Origin of the sequence: Winogradskyella immobilis (genome assembly GCF_021887715.1) — a bacterium.
Lineage (GTDB): Bacteria > Bacteroidota > Bacteroidia > Flavobacteriales > Flavobacteriaceae > Winogradskyella > Winogradskyella immobilis.
This window is the reverse complement of sequence record NZ_JAIQXX010000026.1, coordinates 1-15244: the sequence shown is the minus strand read 5'-3', so window position 1 is coordinate 15244 and position 15244 is coordinate 1. Positions and strand designations below refer to the sequence as shown.

Below are 15244 nucleotides of genomic sequence, written 5' to 3'. Positions count from 1 at the left end.
TTTTTTTTTTTTTCTCCATCAAAAGTGATAGAGGCCAATTGCATAAGTGTTAACTCAACGAGGAGTCGTTGATTTTTACTAGTCTTGTATTTTAGATCACAATCATTTGCTAGCTCAATACCTTTCATTAGAACTGTATTGGTTGCTTTTTGCGATTGCGCCATGTATTTGACCTTTGTATCTTCCCCGACTTCTAGTAATTCTATTGTAGCAGGGTTTTTACAGACCATTAAATCTCTAAAGTGAGAAGCTAAACCAGCAATGTAATGATGCCCATCAAAGCCTTTGGATAAAACGGTATTAAATTGAATTAATAATTCAGGAATTTTATTTTCTAATATTAAATCAGTGCTAGTAAAGTAGGTTTCGTAATCTAAAACGTTTAAGTTTTCTGTAACGGCTTGCCTTGTAAGATTTTTACCAGAAAAACTGACCACACGATCAAAAATAGATAATGCATCTCTCATGGCGCCGTCTGCTTTTTGAGCAATAATATGTAATGCATCATCTTCAGCAGTTACTCCTTGTTCTTCAGCGATATATTTTAAGTATGCTTTTGCATCTGTAACAGTAATACGTTTAAAATCAAAAATCTGACAACGTGAAAGTATTGTCGGAATAATTTTGTGCTTCTCAGTAGTAGCGAGTATAAATATACAATGCTTAGGAGGTTCTTCTAAAGTCTTTAAAAAAGCATTAAATGCAGCTTGAGAAAGCATATGTACTTCATCAATAATATAGACTTTATATTTTCCTATTTGAGGAGGAATCCTTACCTGATCGGTTAAGTTTCTAATATCATCTACTGAATTATTAGAAGCAGCATCGAGCTCAAAGATATTAAAAGCAAAATCTTCATCCGTTTTTGTCTCTCCATCACTGTTAATCATTTTAGCTAGGATACGAGCACATGTTGTTTTACCAACACCTCTTGGGCCAGTAAACAATAAGGCTTGTGCTAAATGATTGTTTTCTATAGCATTTAATAACGTATTGGTAATTGCTTGTTGTCCAACAACATCCTTGAAGGTTTGTGGTCTGTATTTGCGTGCCGATACTATAAAATGTTCCATAATATATGAGTCAAAAATTCAGCGATTTATTGCTTTTTTTTAACCTATTACAAATTTAATAATAACCAATTAATAGCCATTTATAAGTGCTTAAATTTAATATGAGTTATTAACAATTTATTTTAATGTAAAAGATAATCTTATATACTTACTATTCTTATTTTTATTATGTTTTAAAAATTATGTGTTGTAGTTTTGCCATTAGTAAATCGCCTTATCGTACCGACGTTAAGAGTCGGTAAGGAAAGTCCGAACACCGTAGTGTAACATAATGGTTAACAGCCATCAGTTGAAAGACTAGGAAAAGTGCAACAGAAAGGATGTACAGGTAATGCTGTAGTGAAACCAGGTAAACTCTATGTGGTGCAATGTCATGTAAACTAACGCCTCGATAGCTATTGAGAAAGAGCGACACGTTCAATGTTAGAGGGTAGACAGCTAAAGTTTACTAGTAATAGTAAATGCAGATAAATGATAAGGGTCAAGACAATAACTGTCTTGATACAGAATTCGGCTTATAGATTTACGTAGTTAAAAGACCTTTTGTTTATTCAAAAGGTTTTTTTAGTTCATCTATTATTGTACAGATTCAAAAAAACTAAAACTATTTCCCCCATAACTCTTAGAATAAGAAAACTGATTGATATGGCTTAAATCAGTATGTTTAGAATGCTCTACTATTAAAACACCTTGATCTTCTAAAAGTTGATTTTTAAACACCAATTCAGGGATTTTAGTAAATGCGTCAACATCAAAATTATAAGGAGGATCAGCAAAGATTATGGTATGCTTTAATTTAGAATTTTCTAGAAACTTAAATACGTCATTCTTTACAGTATTTATAGGCATATCAAAACTATCTGAAGTTTCATTGATAAATTTAATACATCCAAAATTTGAATCAACTGCTGTAATGTTTTCTGTGCCTCTAGAAGCAAACTCATAACTGATATTTCCTGTGCCCGAAAATAAATCTAAAACAGATATATCATCAAAATAATATTGATTATTGAGAATGTTAAAAAGCGCTTCTTTAGCCATATCTGTTGTAGGCCTAACAGGTAACTTTTTTGGTGCAGTAATTCTTCGCCCTTTATATAAACCAGAGATTATTCGCATTAAAAACTATTTAATAAAATGTAATGAGCTCCTTTTTCTTCTTTAGATATAGAATTACTAAAAGTATATTTTTCAATTATATTAAAGTCTATATGCCTAATGTATTTATACGTTAACTTATATTTTTCGTCATCTTTATTTATAACACCAGAAAATTTAAGCTTTAAGGTTTCTGTATCTAAGTTAAGCTGCTCAATAGTGAATAGGATATAGTAGATAAAATCTTCAGGCGTAAAAAACTCAAACCGATTGTAAAATAAGAGACTCTTAGTTTTAACGACTAAAACTTCCATAGCATCTTTATTAACATTAACGTGCATTTCGGTTTCATCAGAATTTGATGTTGAGTTTATTATATGATCTATAAAAACTGTAGAGGCATGTTTAAAAACAAATTCGCCAAATGTTTCAAATATATAATTATTGATATTTACGTAAGGTACATATACATTTACCGCAGGTAAATTTTCTAAAACATCATTAGTTATAAAATCTGTCTTTAAAATTTTAGAATTAAATTTTAAATAATCGGCATTATTAGAAGTATTGTATAAATCTTTAGGAACAATTGTAGCTAACTCATTTTGATGTATAATTAGAACAGCGTTAAATTCATCAGAATATACAGTATCAGTGCTTAACTCCTCTTTCAAATTATTTAATAATTCACTTGGGAGAAGTTTATTACTAAATGAGATTGATTTTAAATGCTCAACAGTTTGTGTTGAATGGTTTAGTATACAAAAAGAAAGTCCATTCAAATGAACTTGAATGGACAGGTCTTTTATATTTGTTTTTGTCAAAACTTATTCTTTTTTACCAAAGTTTTTAGGCCAATTACCAGTTGTTTTTACTTCGTTCATAGAACCTACAGAAAGATTAGGTCCATTAACGCCATCAACAGATAATGTTTGTTTTTCTTTATCAATAAGGTTTTTATCTTGACCAAATAATATGATAGCTTTATCAATACTTGCTTCAAACACAGGAGTCTCATCTAAAACACCAGCTTCTAGTTTAAACTTAGCACCTTCTTGACCAACACCAACATTCATCATACTTTTATAATCTTTGTTTTTAAATAAAGAATCTTTTACAGAGTAATAAGATAATGTATCAACAATTACTTCAGTTTTAAAGTATTCAATACCACCAAACCGTTTTGTTTTTTCTTCATCTAAAATGGTAGAATCTCTTCGTTGTGTAATAGGTACTTGCGCAGTGTCTATAAAGCGAATAAGATGATCAAAATTATCTGTATATTTTTTGTTAACTTGTTTATATACAACTTCTGCATCTCTAATATCAATTAAACGATCAATAACAACTTCGTAACGCTCATTCTTTAATTTATTGAATTCAATTTCAGCATATACAGAGTTAAACGTGATATAACCTAAAAATATAATAATTCCCCAAAGGGCAAGATTTATTATGGGCTTTAATTTTTTAGGAACAAATTTGTCTATCAACCATACGATTCCAATAGTAGCAAGTATGATAGCAACAACTGCGATAATTACTTTTAACATAGTTAGTTTTTTTTATTTTTAGGTCTCCCGCAAATCTACAATTTTTTTTTGTTCGTAAAAACATAATAAATAAAATATTAACAAATTGTGTTTTCTTGCCAGTTATTGTCTTTTAAAATAAACTTATAATACTATCTTGCTTGTCTATATTTTAAGTATTCTATGATAGAAAATGCATCTGAATTTTATAAACTTATAAAATCTAAGTTTCCTTTTCAGCCTACTAAAAAACAGGATGTTGTTTTAATACAACTTTCAGATTTTATTTTTGATAAGACACCTAATGCATTATATCTTCTTAAAGGTTATGCGGGTACAGGAAAAACAAGCATTATAGGTACAATAGTTGCAAATTTATGGCACAGTAAAAAAAGCGCAGTTTTATTAGCGCCTACAGGGAGAGCTGCTAAAGTGATTTCTAATTATTCAAAAAAAGAAGCGTTTACAATTCATAAAAAAATATATTTCCCTAAAAAAGAAAAAGGTGGAGGTGTTAAGTTTGTTATGCAGCCTAATAAGCATAGAAATACTATTTTTATAGTAGATGAAGCGTCTATGATACCCGATATACCAGCAGATTCTAAACTTTTCGAGAATGGATCACTTTTAGACGATTTAATGCAATACGTGTATTCTGGACACCAATGTAAACTTTTACTTATTGGGGATAAAGCACAATTACCTCCAGTAAAATCAGATTTAAGTCCAGCTTTAGACGCAACAAAATTAGATTTAAACTATAATAAAAACGTAACAAGCGTAGAGTTAGACGAAGTTGTAAGACAAGAACAAGATTCTGGTATTTTAGAAAACGCTACAGAACTAAGAGCTGTTTTAGAATCTACATTTTACGATAGTTTTAAATTTAATGTTAATAGATATAATGATATTGTTCGTCTCATTGATGGTCACGAAATTATGGATGCTATTAATGATGCTTATAGCAATGATGGTTATGAAGAAACAGCAATAATAGTAAGGAGTAATAAACGCGCTAACCTTTACAACAAACAAATTAGAGAACGTATTTTGTTTAATGAGAGCGAATTGTCTACAGGAGATTATCTAATGGTTGTAAAGAATAATTATTTTTGGGTTAAACCTACAACAGAAGCAGGTTTTATAGCTAACGGGGATATTATTGAAGTATTAGAGATTTTTAACATTCAAGAATTATATGGTTTTAAATTTGCAGAAGTTAAAGTGAAAATGGTAGATTATCCAAGAATGCGCCCTTTTGAAACCGTTTTACTCTTAGATACTATTGAAGCAGAAAGTGCTTCATTAACGTATGAAGATTCTAACCGATTATACCAAGAAGTTGCTAAAGATTACGAAAATGAAAAATCGAATTACAAACGATTTTTAGGAGTTAAAAACAACAAGCATTTTAATGCCTTGCAGGTTAAATTTTCTTATGCAATTACGTGTCATAAATCTCAAGGAGGTCAATGGAACACTATATTTGTAGAACAACCTTATTTACCAAACGGGCCAGATAAAGATTATATACGTTGGTTGTATACCGCAGTAACAAGAGCAAAGAAGAAGTTATATTTAATAGGTTTTAAAAATGATTCTTTTGTAGAATAGCTATTGTCATTACAAACATTTATTTTTGAATTAAGAAATTAATTACAATGAAAATTATTTCAATGATTCCTGCGCGCTATGCAGCGTCGCGTTTTCCAGGAAAATTAATGCAAGATTTAGCAGGAAAATCGGTTATAGTTAGAACTTATGAAGCTACAATAGCCACTAATCTGTTTGATGATGTCTATGTAGTAACAGATAGTGATATTATCTATAATGAAATTATTTCTAACGGAGGAAAAGCCATAATGAGTATAGCAGAGCATGAATCTGGCAGTGATAGAATAGCAGAAGCTGTTGCTAATATTGATTGTGATATTGTGGTTAATGTGCAAGGAGACGAGCCTTTTACTGAACGTAAAAGTTTAGAAAAAGTTTTAGAAGTTTTTAAGGATGATAATCAAAAAACAATTGATCTAGCATCTTTAATGGTTGAAATCAGAGATTGGGACGAGATTTCTAACCCTAACACAGTAAAGGTCATAGTAGATCAAAATAGGTTTGCTTTATATTTCTCTAGAAGTCCAATTCCATACCCAAGAGATAAAAATGTGGATACAAGATATTTTAAGCATAAAGGAATATATGCATTTAGAAAACAAGCCTTACTAGATTTCACGGTATTACCAATGCAATTTCTTGAAGCTTCCGAAAAAATAGAATGTATAAGATATTTAGAATACGGTAAAAAAATAAAGATGGTAGAAACTACTGTAGAAGGAGTAGAGATTGATACACCAGAAGATTTAGAAAAAGCTAAACGTCTTTGGAAATAAAATGAATGCAAATTATAACAACATAAACGTTATAGGTTTTGATGCAGATGACACTTTATGGGTTAATGAAACTTATTTTAGAGCTGCAGAACAAGAGTTTGCAAAATTGTTAACCCAATTTGAAACGCCTAATAAAATAGACCAAGAACTCTATAAAATGGAAATAAAGAATCTTCCGTTATATGGCTATGGTGTAAAAGGGTTTATACTATCTATGGTAGAAATGGCACTAAAACTATCTAATAATACTGTATCTAGCTCAACAATTGAAAAAATTTTAGATATTGGTAAAACTATGATTAATAAGTCGGTAGAGTTATTAGATGGAGTAGAAGATGCCTTAAAACAACTGTCTAAAAAATACAAATTGATAGTAGCTACTAAAGGAGATTTATTAGACCAAGAGCGTAAACTAGAAAAATCCGGGTTGTTAAAGTATTTTCACCATATAGAAGTATTAAGCGATAAGAAAGCTATTAATTACAAAAAATTATTAAGTCATTTAGATATAAAACCAGAGGTTTTTTTAATGGTAGGAAATTCTCTTAAATCAGATATTTTACCATTAGTAGAGATTGGATCTAAAGCTATTCATATACCATTTCATACAACATGGCAACATGAAACAGTTTCTGAAAACTCGGTGTCGACATCAGATTATTTAACTTTAAAAACCATAAAAGATATTTCAAGATATTTATAGAAATATAGATTCAATATTAAAAAACGATAAACAATAAACACGTATTACAACATCTATTAATTATGCTTTTATATACAATAAGATAAAGTAGTTTTTAGAAAAGTTTTAATATTTTTTAAATCAATAGGAATTAAAACAATAGTATTTATATTTTTGTTACAGAAAGAAATTAAATGAATTATAAAAATTTTCCAATGGTGTCCAAGATTATTTTTGGGCGAGGAAGTTTCAATCAACTTGATGAATTAATCTCACCGAAACGCCAAGGACGCAATGCACCATTCATTTTTTTTGTCGATGATGTCTTTAAAGGAAATCACTGGCTAACATCTAGAATAAGATTGTCTTACAAAGACAAGATTATATATATACCAACAGATGAAGAACCAAAAACTTCTCAAATAGATCAACTTACAGAAGATATTATATTAGAATATAGCGAACAACCATCAGGAATAATTGGTATTGGTGGCGGCATAGTTTTAGATGTAGCTAAAGCCGTTGCATTAATGTTAACCAATGAAGGCGAATCTAAAGATTATCAAGGTTGGGATTTAATTAAAAACCCAGCAGTTTATCATGTTGGAGTACCTACTATTTCTGGTACAGGTGCTGAGGTATCTAGGACTACAATATTAACCGGGCCAGATAAAAAATTAGGAATAAATAGCGATTATACTCCTTTCGATCAAGTTATCTTAGATCCAGAATTAACTAAAGATGTTCCTAATGATCAATGGTTTTACACAGGCATGGATTGCTTTGTACATTGTATAGAATCTTTAACAGGAACGTATTTAAATGCGTTTAGTCAAAGCTATGGTGAGAAGGCATTACAATTGTGTAAAGAAGTGTTTTTAGGAGATCACTTAAGTAAAGAAGCATCTCAAGAAAAATTAATGATGGCATCTTGGCACGGTGGTATGAGCATTGCATATTCTCAGGTAGGAATAGCACATGCTATGAGTTATGGATTATCTTACTTATTAGGTATAAAACATGGTATTGGTAATTGTATCGTTTTTGATCATTTAGACGAATATTACCCTGATGGAGTAGATTTATTCAAACAAATGAAAGCTAACCATAGCATAGAATTACCTCAAGACGTATGTGCTGATTTAGAAGATTACCAGTTCGATATTATGATTAATGTAGCTTTAAGTTTAGAGCCATTATGGGAAAATGCCTTAGGTAAAAACTGGAAACAAGTAATGACACCAGAAAAAATAAAAGCATTATACCAAAAAATGTAATATGCGAGCCTTAGTAAAGTTTATCTACTTTAATTTATTGGGCTGGGGTATTATAGGCAATACAAATTTTTCACAAGACACAATAAAAAAAGCAGTAATTATAGCGGCACCACATACCAGTTGGCACGATTTTTTTATTGGTTTATACCTCAGAAAAATAACAGGAGTTAAAACAAATTTTGTAGCAAAGAAAGAACTCTTTAAATGGCCAATTAAATATTACTTTCGGGCTATAGGAGGTAAAGCATTAGATCGTACTTCTGGTCAAAATAAGGTAGAAGCTATTGCTGATTTATTTAAAAACGAAGATGAGTTTAGGTTAACACTAGCACCAGAAGGCACACGTAAAAAGGTAGAAGAATGGAAAACAGGGTTTTATTATATAGCTAAAACAGCTAACGTACCAATTATAATGTTTACTCTAGATTTTAAAAATAAACAAAACCATATCTCAAAACCATTTTATCCAACAGATGATATGGAAGCCGATTTTAAATATATGCGTTCTTTTTATGAAGGTATTATTGGTAAAATACCTGAATATTCTTAATATTTATTTATGATCCCAAGCATTTTCATCATCTTTATTACTCGGAGATAAACCTAATGTCTCACCAGAAGTAGTAACCCCAAGACCTAAAACAGTACGGTTTGCATAATTAAAATATGAAACCACTTGATTAATTTCTAAAATCTCACCATCATCATATCCCAAAATTCTTAGTTCATTAATAAGACTTAGGTTAACCGAAGTTATATCTAAAGTAAGTTTATACGCATAATCGATCATAGCGTATTCTTTTTCACTAAGAAACGATTGTAGAGATCCAAGTTCTATATGTTTCTTTAGCTGTTCGGCTTTATCATCATTGTTTAAAAAACGCTTCATGCCTGTATAATGATGTAAGTAACAATATTCACATTGATTAATATAGCTTGTGTACGTCCCTAAGAGTTCTAAAAACCAATTTGGGAATGTATTACTACTATGATGTAAAGTGCTTTTATAAATGCTCATATGACCAACTAAGGTATGTGGCCTAAGACTGTGAATACTCAATACATTATCTATTTCATTGTTTGGTCCTTTAATTTTATTGTAAATGGCTTTTAACTTGCCAGTAGCTTCTTTGTAATTAATTACTTTTATATAACTCATTTTCTATCTTTTAATCTATAAGCAAACTTTAGACTTAACATTTCTGGTCGTGGTGCCTTTGAGTAACCTGACGTCATTTTTTATAATTTATCGAAAAAACACAAATTTTATTAGAGATATGCCTTTGTTTTTGCATAATGGCATAAGATTTGTTTATAAATATAATAAGGCAATGAAACATAAAATAAACCATTGTGTTCCTAGAAAGAAACATTGCCGTAATAAAAAGCTGCCGTATAAGTGTTAATTATTAGGTAGCTTTTTTATTTAGAATTTACGTTTTTCAAAAGGTGTTTTCTCCTTAGGCTCTTCTTCTCCCTCAGTTTCTTTTCCGGGAAAAACTAAAGAAGTACTTGCATAAGTCGAACCGAAATTAACATTAGCAAAATACACCTGACTTATAGCACTTTTTACTTGCTCATCAGTTAATTCTTTTAAAGGATGAATAAAGGCAGACCAAAGTATATCATCTGAGATTGCATATTTTACATCTAATGCAGAGTGGAAATTAGCTATAAGAGCAGCTTTAACATATTTGTCTTCAACAGCAGCCATTTGCGCTATAGGAGATATAATACGCATTCTATTATTAGTAGAGTCTGTAAGTACAACAAAAACAATTTGATTAATAGAGAACTGCCATCTTCCATTACTGCCTTCTATTTGATCGCTAGACTCTTCAATAATAGCTTTTAGTTTTGCATTAGTCATGTTTTGCGAAAAAACACTTATTGATAAAACAAGTAATAAAGCGGAAAATAAAGTTTTCATATGTTGTTTGTGTTTGTTATACCTATAAGTAGTCGAAAAATTCCCTTAAAACTTATAAGTTAAAAATTCTAGATTACAATTTCTTTTCTTGGCGCATAATCTTCTCCATTTTACGGCCTTTTCAGAAGCAAGCCAGAACAAATAGTTACTAATACCCATTGTTTACTTTCATTATTTTTCTATAAATGCATTCAGTTGTTTGTTTGTAGTTTTTTGAATTTTAGTTTTCATAAAAGATGTCCAACCTATTAAATATCCAGAAAAACCTAATGCTTGTTGTGTCCATTTCCATAAATTAAAAGTATCGACATGTTCAATTATTTTGCCATCTTTAAATTTAAAATTAGCGCTAACTCTATTGATAACTTTTCTGTTTTTTTCTCCAAAGTTATACTCTGCGACCCAATTAGCACTTCCATTTTCTATACTTGCTTGAATGTTATCGAAATTAATTTTGGTGCTTTTAGTTCTTCTAGACAATAGCATTTCCCACATATTATTAACCTTTTCTTTTTTTAATGTTCCAAATACAGGATCTTGAAAAACAATATCTTTGTGATAACATTCTCGCATTCCATTAATATCTCCGTTAGAGAATGATGTGTAAAATTTCTTTATTAGTTCTTTGTTGTCCATTTAATTACTATTTATTAATTGCAGTAACAATTTGTATATGGTTTTATCAACTAAATTAGAAAATGAGTGACATACGAGCGAAACGAACCGGTGTTAGCAATTTTTGTAAGTAGGCCTTATTCTATTAACCTATTTGAATATTCATCTAATTTGTTCATAATTCCAAAATATGAATCAAATCCATCTTGGCTTTGAATATTTGTGTTTACAAATAAAATTCTCCCGATCTTATTTTTTTGATTAAAGAACATTAAGCTGGAAACTCCTGGGTCTCCACCAGTATGGCCTATATTGCCAAAAGAAGAAAACCCCATAAAAATACCTGAATTATATTCATCATCATAAGGATTTGTTTTACTTCTTTTTTCTGTAAAATTTTCATTAGTTAATTGTATTTTAAAAAGCTGCTTGTAACTTTCTTGAGTTAAAATTGTTCCGTTTCCAGAATAGCCTTTAATCAATTCAGTTAAGTATTTCCCTAAGTCATTAATGTTTGTTATAAAACCGCCATCTGGATATGTGATTAATGAATAATGAGGTAATTCGGTTTCGAGATTAGAATATAGTGTTGAAACGTTTTCAAAATTAACATCTCTGTAATTCCAACCTGAACTATTCATTTCTAAAGGTTTTAAAATATGTTCAATAGTAAAATCCGCGTATGATTTGTTAGATACAATTTCAATAATATAGGCTGCTAGTGTTGCACCAACATTAGTATATTCAAAAAATTGACTTGGTCTGTTTGTTGTAAAAACATTTTTATTGTACCATTTTCCATTGGTAGATAAGTAGTTTTCTAAAAACTCAGATATAGGAATGTTAGTGTGATTTGGATTAAAACTTTGAGGAATATCCTTAAAATTTATTGATGTGCTATCTACTTCATCATTTAGTACATAGGATTTGTTTATATAATTTTCAGTATCAATTATTGATGAGGTATGTGTTGCTAAATGTCTTATAGTTATGTCTACATCTGCAAAATTTGGATTTTGAACTTTAAAGGGAAGATATTTGTTTATAGGGTCATCTAAATTTAAAAGTTCTTTTTCTTGAGCTTTCATTAATGCTAAACCAATAAATGTCTTTGAAACCGAGGCTATAGGTTGTAACGTATTTTCAGTATAAGGCTTTTTAGATTTTACATCTGAAAAGCCAAACCCTTTTTTGTACAAAAAACCAGAAGAATCAACTATTGCAGTTCCCAATCCGTTAAAATACTCCTTATTTAGCTTGTTTATTTCAGTCGTTAGACTATCCTTTATAGATTGGTTTTCTAAAATCTTTTTTGTTGAATTTGGTTTTTGTTTACAGGAAATAAGTAATAAAATTCCTAAAACAGATAGTAATATTTTGTTCATTATCCTTCTTTAAAATAGATATTATTAATGATACGTTTTTTCTTTAACCTGAGTCTATTACAAGAACTAAATATAGTTTTTATTTATTCAATTCAATAATTTTTTCAATAGCCTTGTCATTGGTCTTTAGTTCTGTTAGTAAATTCATATAAAATTCCTTTGCATTTCTATTGTAATTGAATTTATAGTCTGACGGTATTCCATTCATTTCATAATTCTTTCCATTTGCATTTTCGTATATCTCGTTTGAGAGCCCGTATTCCCATCCGTTTGGTAATCTTTTGGAAAGTACGTCAGATAAAATTCCTTCTGTATTTGAACCAACTCGTATTACGCTTTCTATGTTTTGAGATGCCAAAACAAAAGTTTCACTTGCGCTTGCTGTTTGAGGGCTTGTTAATAGATAAAGTTTTCCATTGTAGTTGAGTCCGTTTGGTTCAATATAAATGCTTTGGGTATTTGTAAATCTGTTTTTAAATCTCGCCTTTTTTGAAAAAGCAATTCTTTTTTTATTTGTAAAGTAACTTAAAATTTCTAATCCAATTTGGTCAAATCCACCTCCATTAAATCGAACATCTATAATACAAAATTTTGTGTTTTTGATATCTTCATAAATGATTGCCATTTGCTTTTTAAAACTGGTTAAAACATCTTTAGTATAATTTAAACTTTCATCTGCATTTTCCCAATAATGTTCATCAAATTCTTCGGTAGTTAAATCGTTAGAGATATTATAATTCGCTAAATCCTCAAAGTCATTAAACTGAATATAACTAATACTATCTTTAATAAATCCCCAATTTATCATTCCTTTATTATATGTTTTATAGTTGGGAATATAATTCTTAATTAAAGAGTTAATCACTTTGCTACGTAAATCATCGTTGTCCTCATCATTGTCTTCAATTTTATCTTTTAATGAGTCTGGTATTTCAATAGATACATGTCCATCACTTAATTCTGATATCATTGTATTTAGAACAGTGTAAAGTTCTAAATCTGATGTTTTTTTTGATAATCGATTACGATATTTGTTTTTTAGTTTGTTCCAGTCAACTCTTCGTAAATTAAAGAAAGCATAGTTTTCATTAAAGGTTTCCCAAAGTGCATCAAAATTAGATAGAGGATTGTTTTTACTTTTTTTACAGATAGAAGATTTTTCAGAGCGAACGAAGTTGTAATTTGTTAAGCCTACTTTTATCTGTAGACTGTCTTTTGTCAATTTATTTATGGTACAAAATTCTTCTAAATAAGCTGTTGATAGCTTTGTATTTAGGTTACATCCGCTTTTGTAAGTATCACGTATTAAAATATTCTTTTTAGAAACCTCTAGTTGTTGTCCGTAACCAATTGAATTCCATACACCGTAAAGTCGACTGTCAATTTCTTGTTTTTGAGCGTTACAAGAATGAGATATCAATATTGCGATTAATATGAATGAGAAATAGTTTAATTTCATTTTGTAATTTTCAAATAAAACTAAATGTAATAATTTAATTTACAAATAATTACATGTTTAAGTATTGGCTTTTAAAGTACACGTTAAACTGAAAACCTGTAAAAATTTTCAGAAGTAGGTGAGTGCTAACAATAAATTATATGCAGTGTTAGCAATAGTTTTTTCTTAAACAAATTTCTAAATTTTATTAAACGATATAAAAAAGGCATATTATTTCTAGGTGTTTTATTGTTATAAACAAGTATTAATTTTTTCATCAATTTGCTGTAACAAAGCCCAAATATAAATATGATAATCTCTAATGTGATAATCACCAACATGAAAGGAACTAGGGTTTACCAAGTTTTCTAATTCATTAGGTCGTTGGTCTGTACTATTAGCGATATAATCTACAGCCAAACCTGTTTTTATAGCAGATTCTCTTTTAAAACGACCTGTGTACATATTATCAAAAGCTACAAAATTTGCACCATTACTAAAATTATACCGAATTCCTGGTGTTATATAGCGTAATGGACTACTTTGAGTGTCAAAAATTAAATTGTCTTGAAAAAAAGTGTCATTATTTTCATCAGTTGTACGAAATACCAATCCACTATTTTTTAAAGTCTCGCTATACGATGGAAGGGTTGGGTTTGGTTCAGGTATCGCCAAATCATTTTCATAACTTCTCCAAAAATGAACACAACCACATTCACTAGTAACTTTACAAAGCCCTATATTTTGCCACCAACCACCTAACGTTGAATTATCGGAGGAATAAACATATCCCATTCCTCCTAATGCAGCTGTCACCAATTTCTCTCGCAGCTCTGGATTAGTGTCAAATAGATCTCTAACTAACATGGCTAAAAGAAATGCACCTTGCGAATGCCCAGCAAGGATGATTTTGTTGCCATTATTATGGTTGTCTAAGTAATTTTGAAAAGATGCCTTTATATCAGAATAGGCTTCTAATAAACCTACGGCTCTTTCTTCTTCTGTATGAAAAGGACTTAAGAAGGATGCAGGCGTGGCTTGTCTATATTTTGGAGCATAAAAACGACCATATTTTGCCAATAACGCTCCCTGAGCCAAAATAGAAAGACCTATAAAATTTGTATCTTGGTTATCAATGGATACGGTACCCGGAACTCTAGGCGGATTATTAAGATGAGTTGGGTGTACCCAAAACACATCAATACAAGTATTTACAGTAACATTATTACTAATCTCAATATTGGAACTAATACTTAAATTTTCATCAATTACAGCAATATCTAAATCATAAGTTTCTAAAAAATTAAAAGATTGATTGGGATGAAAATACCAATTATCTATACTGTTATAGTCAATGGTTGAAACAGGAATTTCAACAACATTAGGCTCAAGCTGTTGTACGTCTTGATCTGATGAACAAGAGAGAAAAAAAAACAGTAGTAAAAACGTCAAGAGATATTTCATTTCTTGGGGTTTTGATGATTCTTTGACTTTTTTTAGTTTAAAAGGTTTAATAATACTTCAAATTATTTTCATATAAATAGTTAACATGATTTTGCGCTATAACAATCTCTACTAGTTGTGTTTAAACGAAAATGGAGTTTAATTATTGCTAACTTGTTTGTGTATGATTTCGTTGAGCATTTTAGCAGCTAATTTAGCAAATACAAACCGAATAGAAAATCCGCGAGTCCCGATAGCTATCGGGATTCGTAAGTAGACGAGTATTAGCAATAAATTATATACGGCTTAAGTTTACAATCTATTACATTAGATATATTAATCAGAAAGAACAAAAGAGAGAAATAAGGTTAGTATACACGG

The 15244-nt window shown here is 29.9% G+C and carries 15 protein-coding genes and 1 other RNA gene; 6 read left to right on the top strand and 10 right to left on the bottom strand.

All coding sequences use genetic code 11. From position 1 onward, the window contains the following. The coding region (gene dnaX, locus K8Z87_RS13130) for a DNA polymerase III subunit gamma/tau (protein ID WP_227478037.1) at positions 1-1073 on the bottom strand (1073 nt) is incomplete at its 3' end. A 201-nt stretch (positions 1074-1274) separates the two neighbouring features. Here dnaX and rnpB point away from each other — a divergent pair. Continuing rightward, positions 1275-1607, top strand: an RNA gene (rnpB, locus tag K8Z87_RS13125) — RNase P RNA component class A. Between the two features lie 42 nt (positions 1608-1649). Here the strand turns inward: rnpB and rsmD are convergent. Genes rsmD through K8Z87_RS13110 form a run of 3 tightly spaced genes read right to left on the bottom strand, consistent with a single transcriptional unit; the run spans position 1650 to position 3724 of the window. Further along, positions 1650-2192: a 16S rRNA (guanine(966)-N(2))-methyltransferase RsmD gene (gene rsmD, locus K8Z87_RS13120; protein WP_227478036.1), complete on the bottom strand. Its 543-nt coding sequence runs from the start codon at positions 2190-2192 to the stop codon at positions 1650-1652. After that, a complete protein-coding gene (locus tag K8Z87_RS13115; RefSeq protein WP_227478035.1) occupies positions 2192-2995 on the bottom strand; it encodes a DUF3822 family protein in 804 nt (267 codons plus the stop codon). Before K8Z87_RS13115 ends, rsmD begins: the two co-directional genes overlap by 1 nt. 3 nt (positions 2996-2998) lie before the next feature. After that, positions 2999-3724, bottom strand: coding sequence for a hypothetical protein (locus K8Z87_RS13110; RefSeq protein ID WP_227478034.1), 726 nt, complete (start codon positions 3722-3724; stop codon positions 2999-3001). Positions 3725-3886: 162 nt separating this feature from the next. Between K8Z87_RS13110 and K8Z87_RS13105 the strand changes: the two genes are divergently transcribed. From K8Z87_RS13105 to K8Z87_RS13085, 5 genes are all read left to right on the top strand, one after another. After that, positions 3887-5317: an ATP-dependent DNA helicase gene (locus K8Z87_RS13105; protein ID WP_227478033.1), complete on the top strand. Its 1431-nt coding sequence runs from the start codon at positions 3887-3889 to the stop codon at positions 5315-5317. Positions 5318-5364: 47 nt separating this feature from the next. After that, the gene (kdsB, locus tag K8Z87_RS13100) at positions 5365-6093 is read left to right on the top strand and encodes a 3-deoxy-manno-octulosonate cytidylyltransferase (protein WP_227478032.1); all 729 of its coding nucleotides are present in this window, start codon (positions 5365-5367) and stop codon (positions 6091-6093) included. 1 nt (position 6094) lies between these two features. Continuing rightward, entirely contained in the window at positions 6095-6796 is a 702-nt protein-coding gene (locus K8Z87_RS13095) for an HAD family hydrolase (RefSeq protein WP_227478031.1), read from the top strand. 173 nt (positions 6797-6969) lie between these two features. Next, positions 6970-8052, top strand: a complete 1083-nt coding sequence (locus tag K8Z87_RS13090) for an iron-containing alcohol dehydrogenase family protein (RefSeq protein ID WP_227478030.1) — start codon at positions 6970-6972, stop codon at positions 8050-8052. A 1-nt stretch (position 8053) separates the two neighbouring features. Next, positions 8054-8602 (top strand): 1-acyl-sn-glycerol-3-phosphate acyltransferase, encoded by a 549-nt coding sequence (locus K8Z87_RS13085; protein WP_227478029.1) that lies wholly within the window; start codon positions 8054-8056, stop codon positions 8600-8602. A gap of 3 nt (positions 8603-8605) precedes the next feature. Here the strand turns inward: K8Z87_RS13085 and K8Z87_RS13080 are convergent, their stop codons facing one another. The 6 genes from K8Z87_RS13080 to K8Z87_RS13055 form a co-directional block, all read right to left on the bottom strand. Next, complete coding sequence (locus tag K8Z87_RS13080; RefSeq protein WP_227478028.1) at positions 8606-9211, bottom strand: peroxidase-related enzyme; 606 nt, start codon at positions 9209-9211, stop codon at positions 8606-8608. 267 nt (positions 9212-9478) lie between these two features. After that, a complete protein-coding gene (locus K8Z87_RS13075; protein ID WP_227478027.1) occupies positions 9479-9982 on the bottom strand; it encodes a hypothetical protein in 504 nt (167 codons plus the stop codon). Between the two features lie 171 nt (positions 9983-10153). Continuing rightward, positions 10154-10618, bottom strand: coding sequence for a nuclear transport factor 2 family protein (locus K8Z87_RS13070; RefSeq protein ID WP_227478026.1), 465 nt, complete (start codon positions 10616-10618; stop codon positions 10154-10156). 116 nt (positions 10619-10734) lie between these two features. Continuing rightward, entirely contained in the window at positions 10735-11982 is a 1248-nt protein-coding gene (locus K8Z87_RS13065; RefSeq protein ID WP_227478025.1) for a serine hydrolase domain-containing protein, read from the bottom strand. Between the two features lie 79 nt (positions 11983-12061). After that, on the bottom strand, positions 12062-13441 hold the full coding sequence (locus tag K8Z87_RS13060) for a S41 family peptidase (RefSeq protein WP_227478024.1): 1380 nt from the start codon (positions 13439-13441) through the stop codon (positions 12062-12064). Positions 13442-13672: 231 nt separating this feature from the next. After that, positions 13673-14884: a DUF3089 domain-containing protein gene (locus tag K8Z87_RS13055; RefSeq protein ID WP_227478023.1), complete on the bottom strand. Its 1212-nt coding sequence runs from the start codon at positions 14882-14884 to the stop codon at positions 13673-13675. Between the last annotated feature and the right edge of the window lie 360 nt (positions 14885-15244).

Bases quoted from the DNA above. Each gene is read 5' to 3' on its own strand.
- rsmD (WP_227478036.1), bottom strand. From the start codon at position 2,192: ATGCGAATAATCTCTGGTTTATATAAAGGGCGAAGAATTACTGCACCA.
- K8Z87_RS13110 (WP_227478034.1), bottom strand. From the start codon at position 3,724: ATGTTAAAAGTAATTATCGCAGTTGTTGCTATCATACTTGCTACTATT.
- K8Z87_RS13105 (WP_227478033.1), top strand. From the start codon at position 3,887: ATGATAGAAAATGCATCTGAATTTTATAAACTTATAAAATCTAAGTTT.
- kdsB (WP_227478032.1), top strand. From the start codon at position 5,365: ATGAAAATTATTTCAATGATTCCTGCGCGCTATGCAGCGTCGCGTTTT.
- K8Z87_RS13095 (WP_227478031.1), top strand. From the start codon at position 6,095: ATGAATGCAAATTATAACAACATAAACGTTATAGGTTTTGATGCAGAT.
- K8Z87_RS13090 (WP_227478030.1), top strand. From the start codon at position 6,970: ATGAATTATAAAAATTTTCCAATGGTGTCCAAGATTATTTTTGGGCGA.
- K8Z87_RS13085 (WP_227478029.1), top strand. From the start codon at position 8,054: ATGCGAGCCTTAGTAAAGTTTATCTACTTTAATTTATTGGGCTGGGGT.
- K8Z87_RS13080 (WP_227478028.1), bottom strand. From the start codon at position 9,211: ATGAGTTATATAAAAGTAATTAATTACAAAGAAGCTACTGGCAAGTTA.
- K8Z87_RS13075 (WP_227478027.1), bottom strand. From the start codon at position 9,982: ATGAAAACTTTATTTTCCGCTTTATTACTTGTTTTATCAATAAGTGTT.
- K8Z87_RS13070 (WP_227478026.1), bottom strand. From the start codon at position 10,618: ATGGACAACAAAGAACTAATAAAGAAATTTTACACATCATTCTCTAAC.
- K8Z87_RS13065 (WP_227478025.1), bottom strand. From the start codon at position 11,982: ATGAACAAAATATTACTATCTGTTTTAGGAATTTTATTACTTATTTCC.
- K8Z87_RS13060 (WP_227478024.1), bottom strand. From the start codon at position 13,441: ATGAAATTAAACTATTTCTCATTCATATTAATCGCAATATTGATATCT.
- K8Z87_RS13055 (WP_227478023.1), bottom strand. From the start codon at position 14,884: ATGAAATATCTCTTGACGTTTTTACTACTGTTTTTTTTTCTCTCTTGT.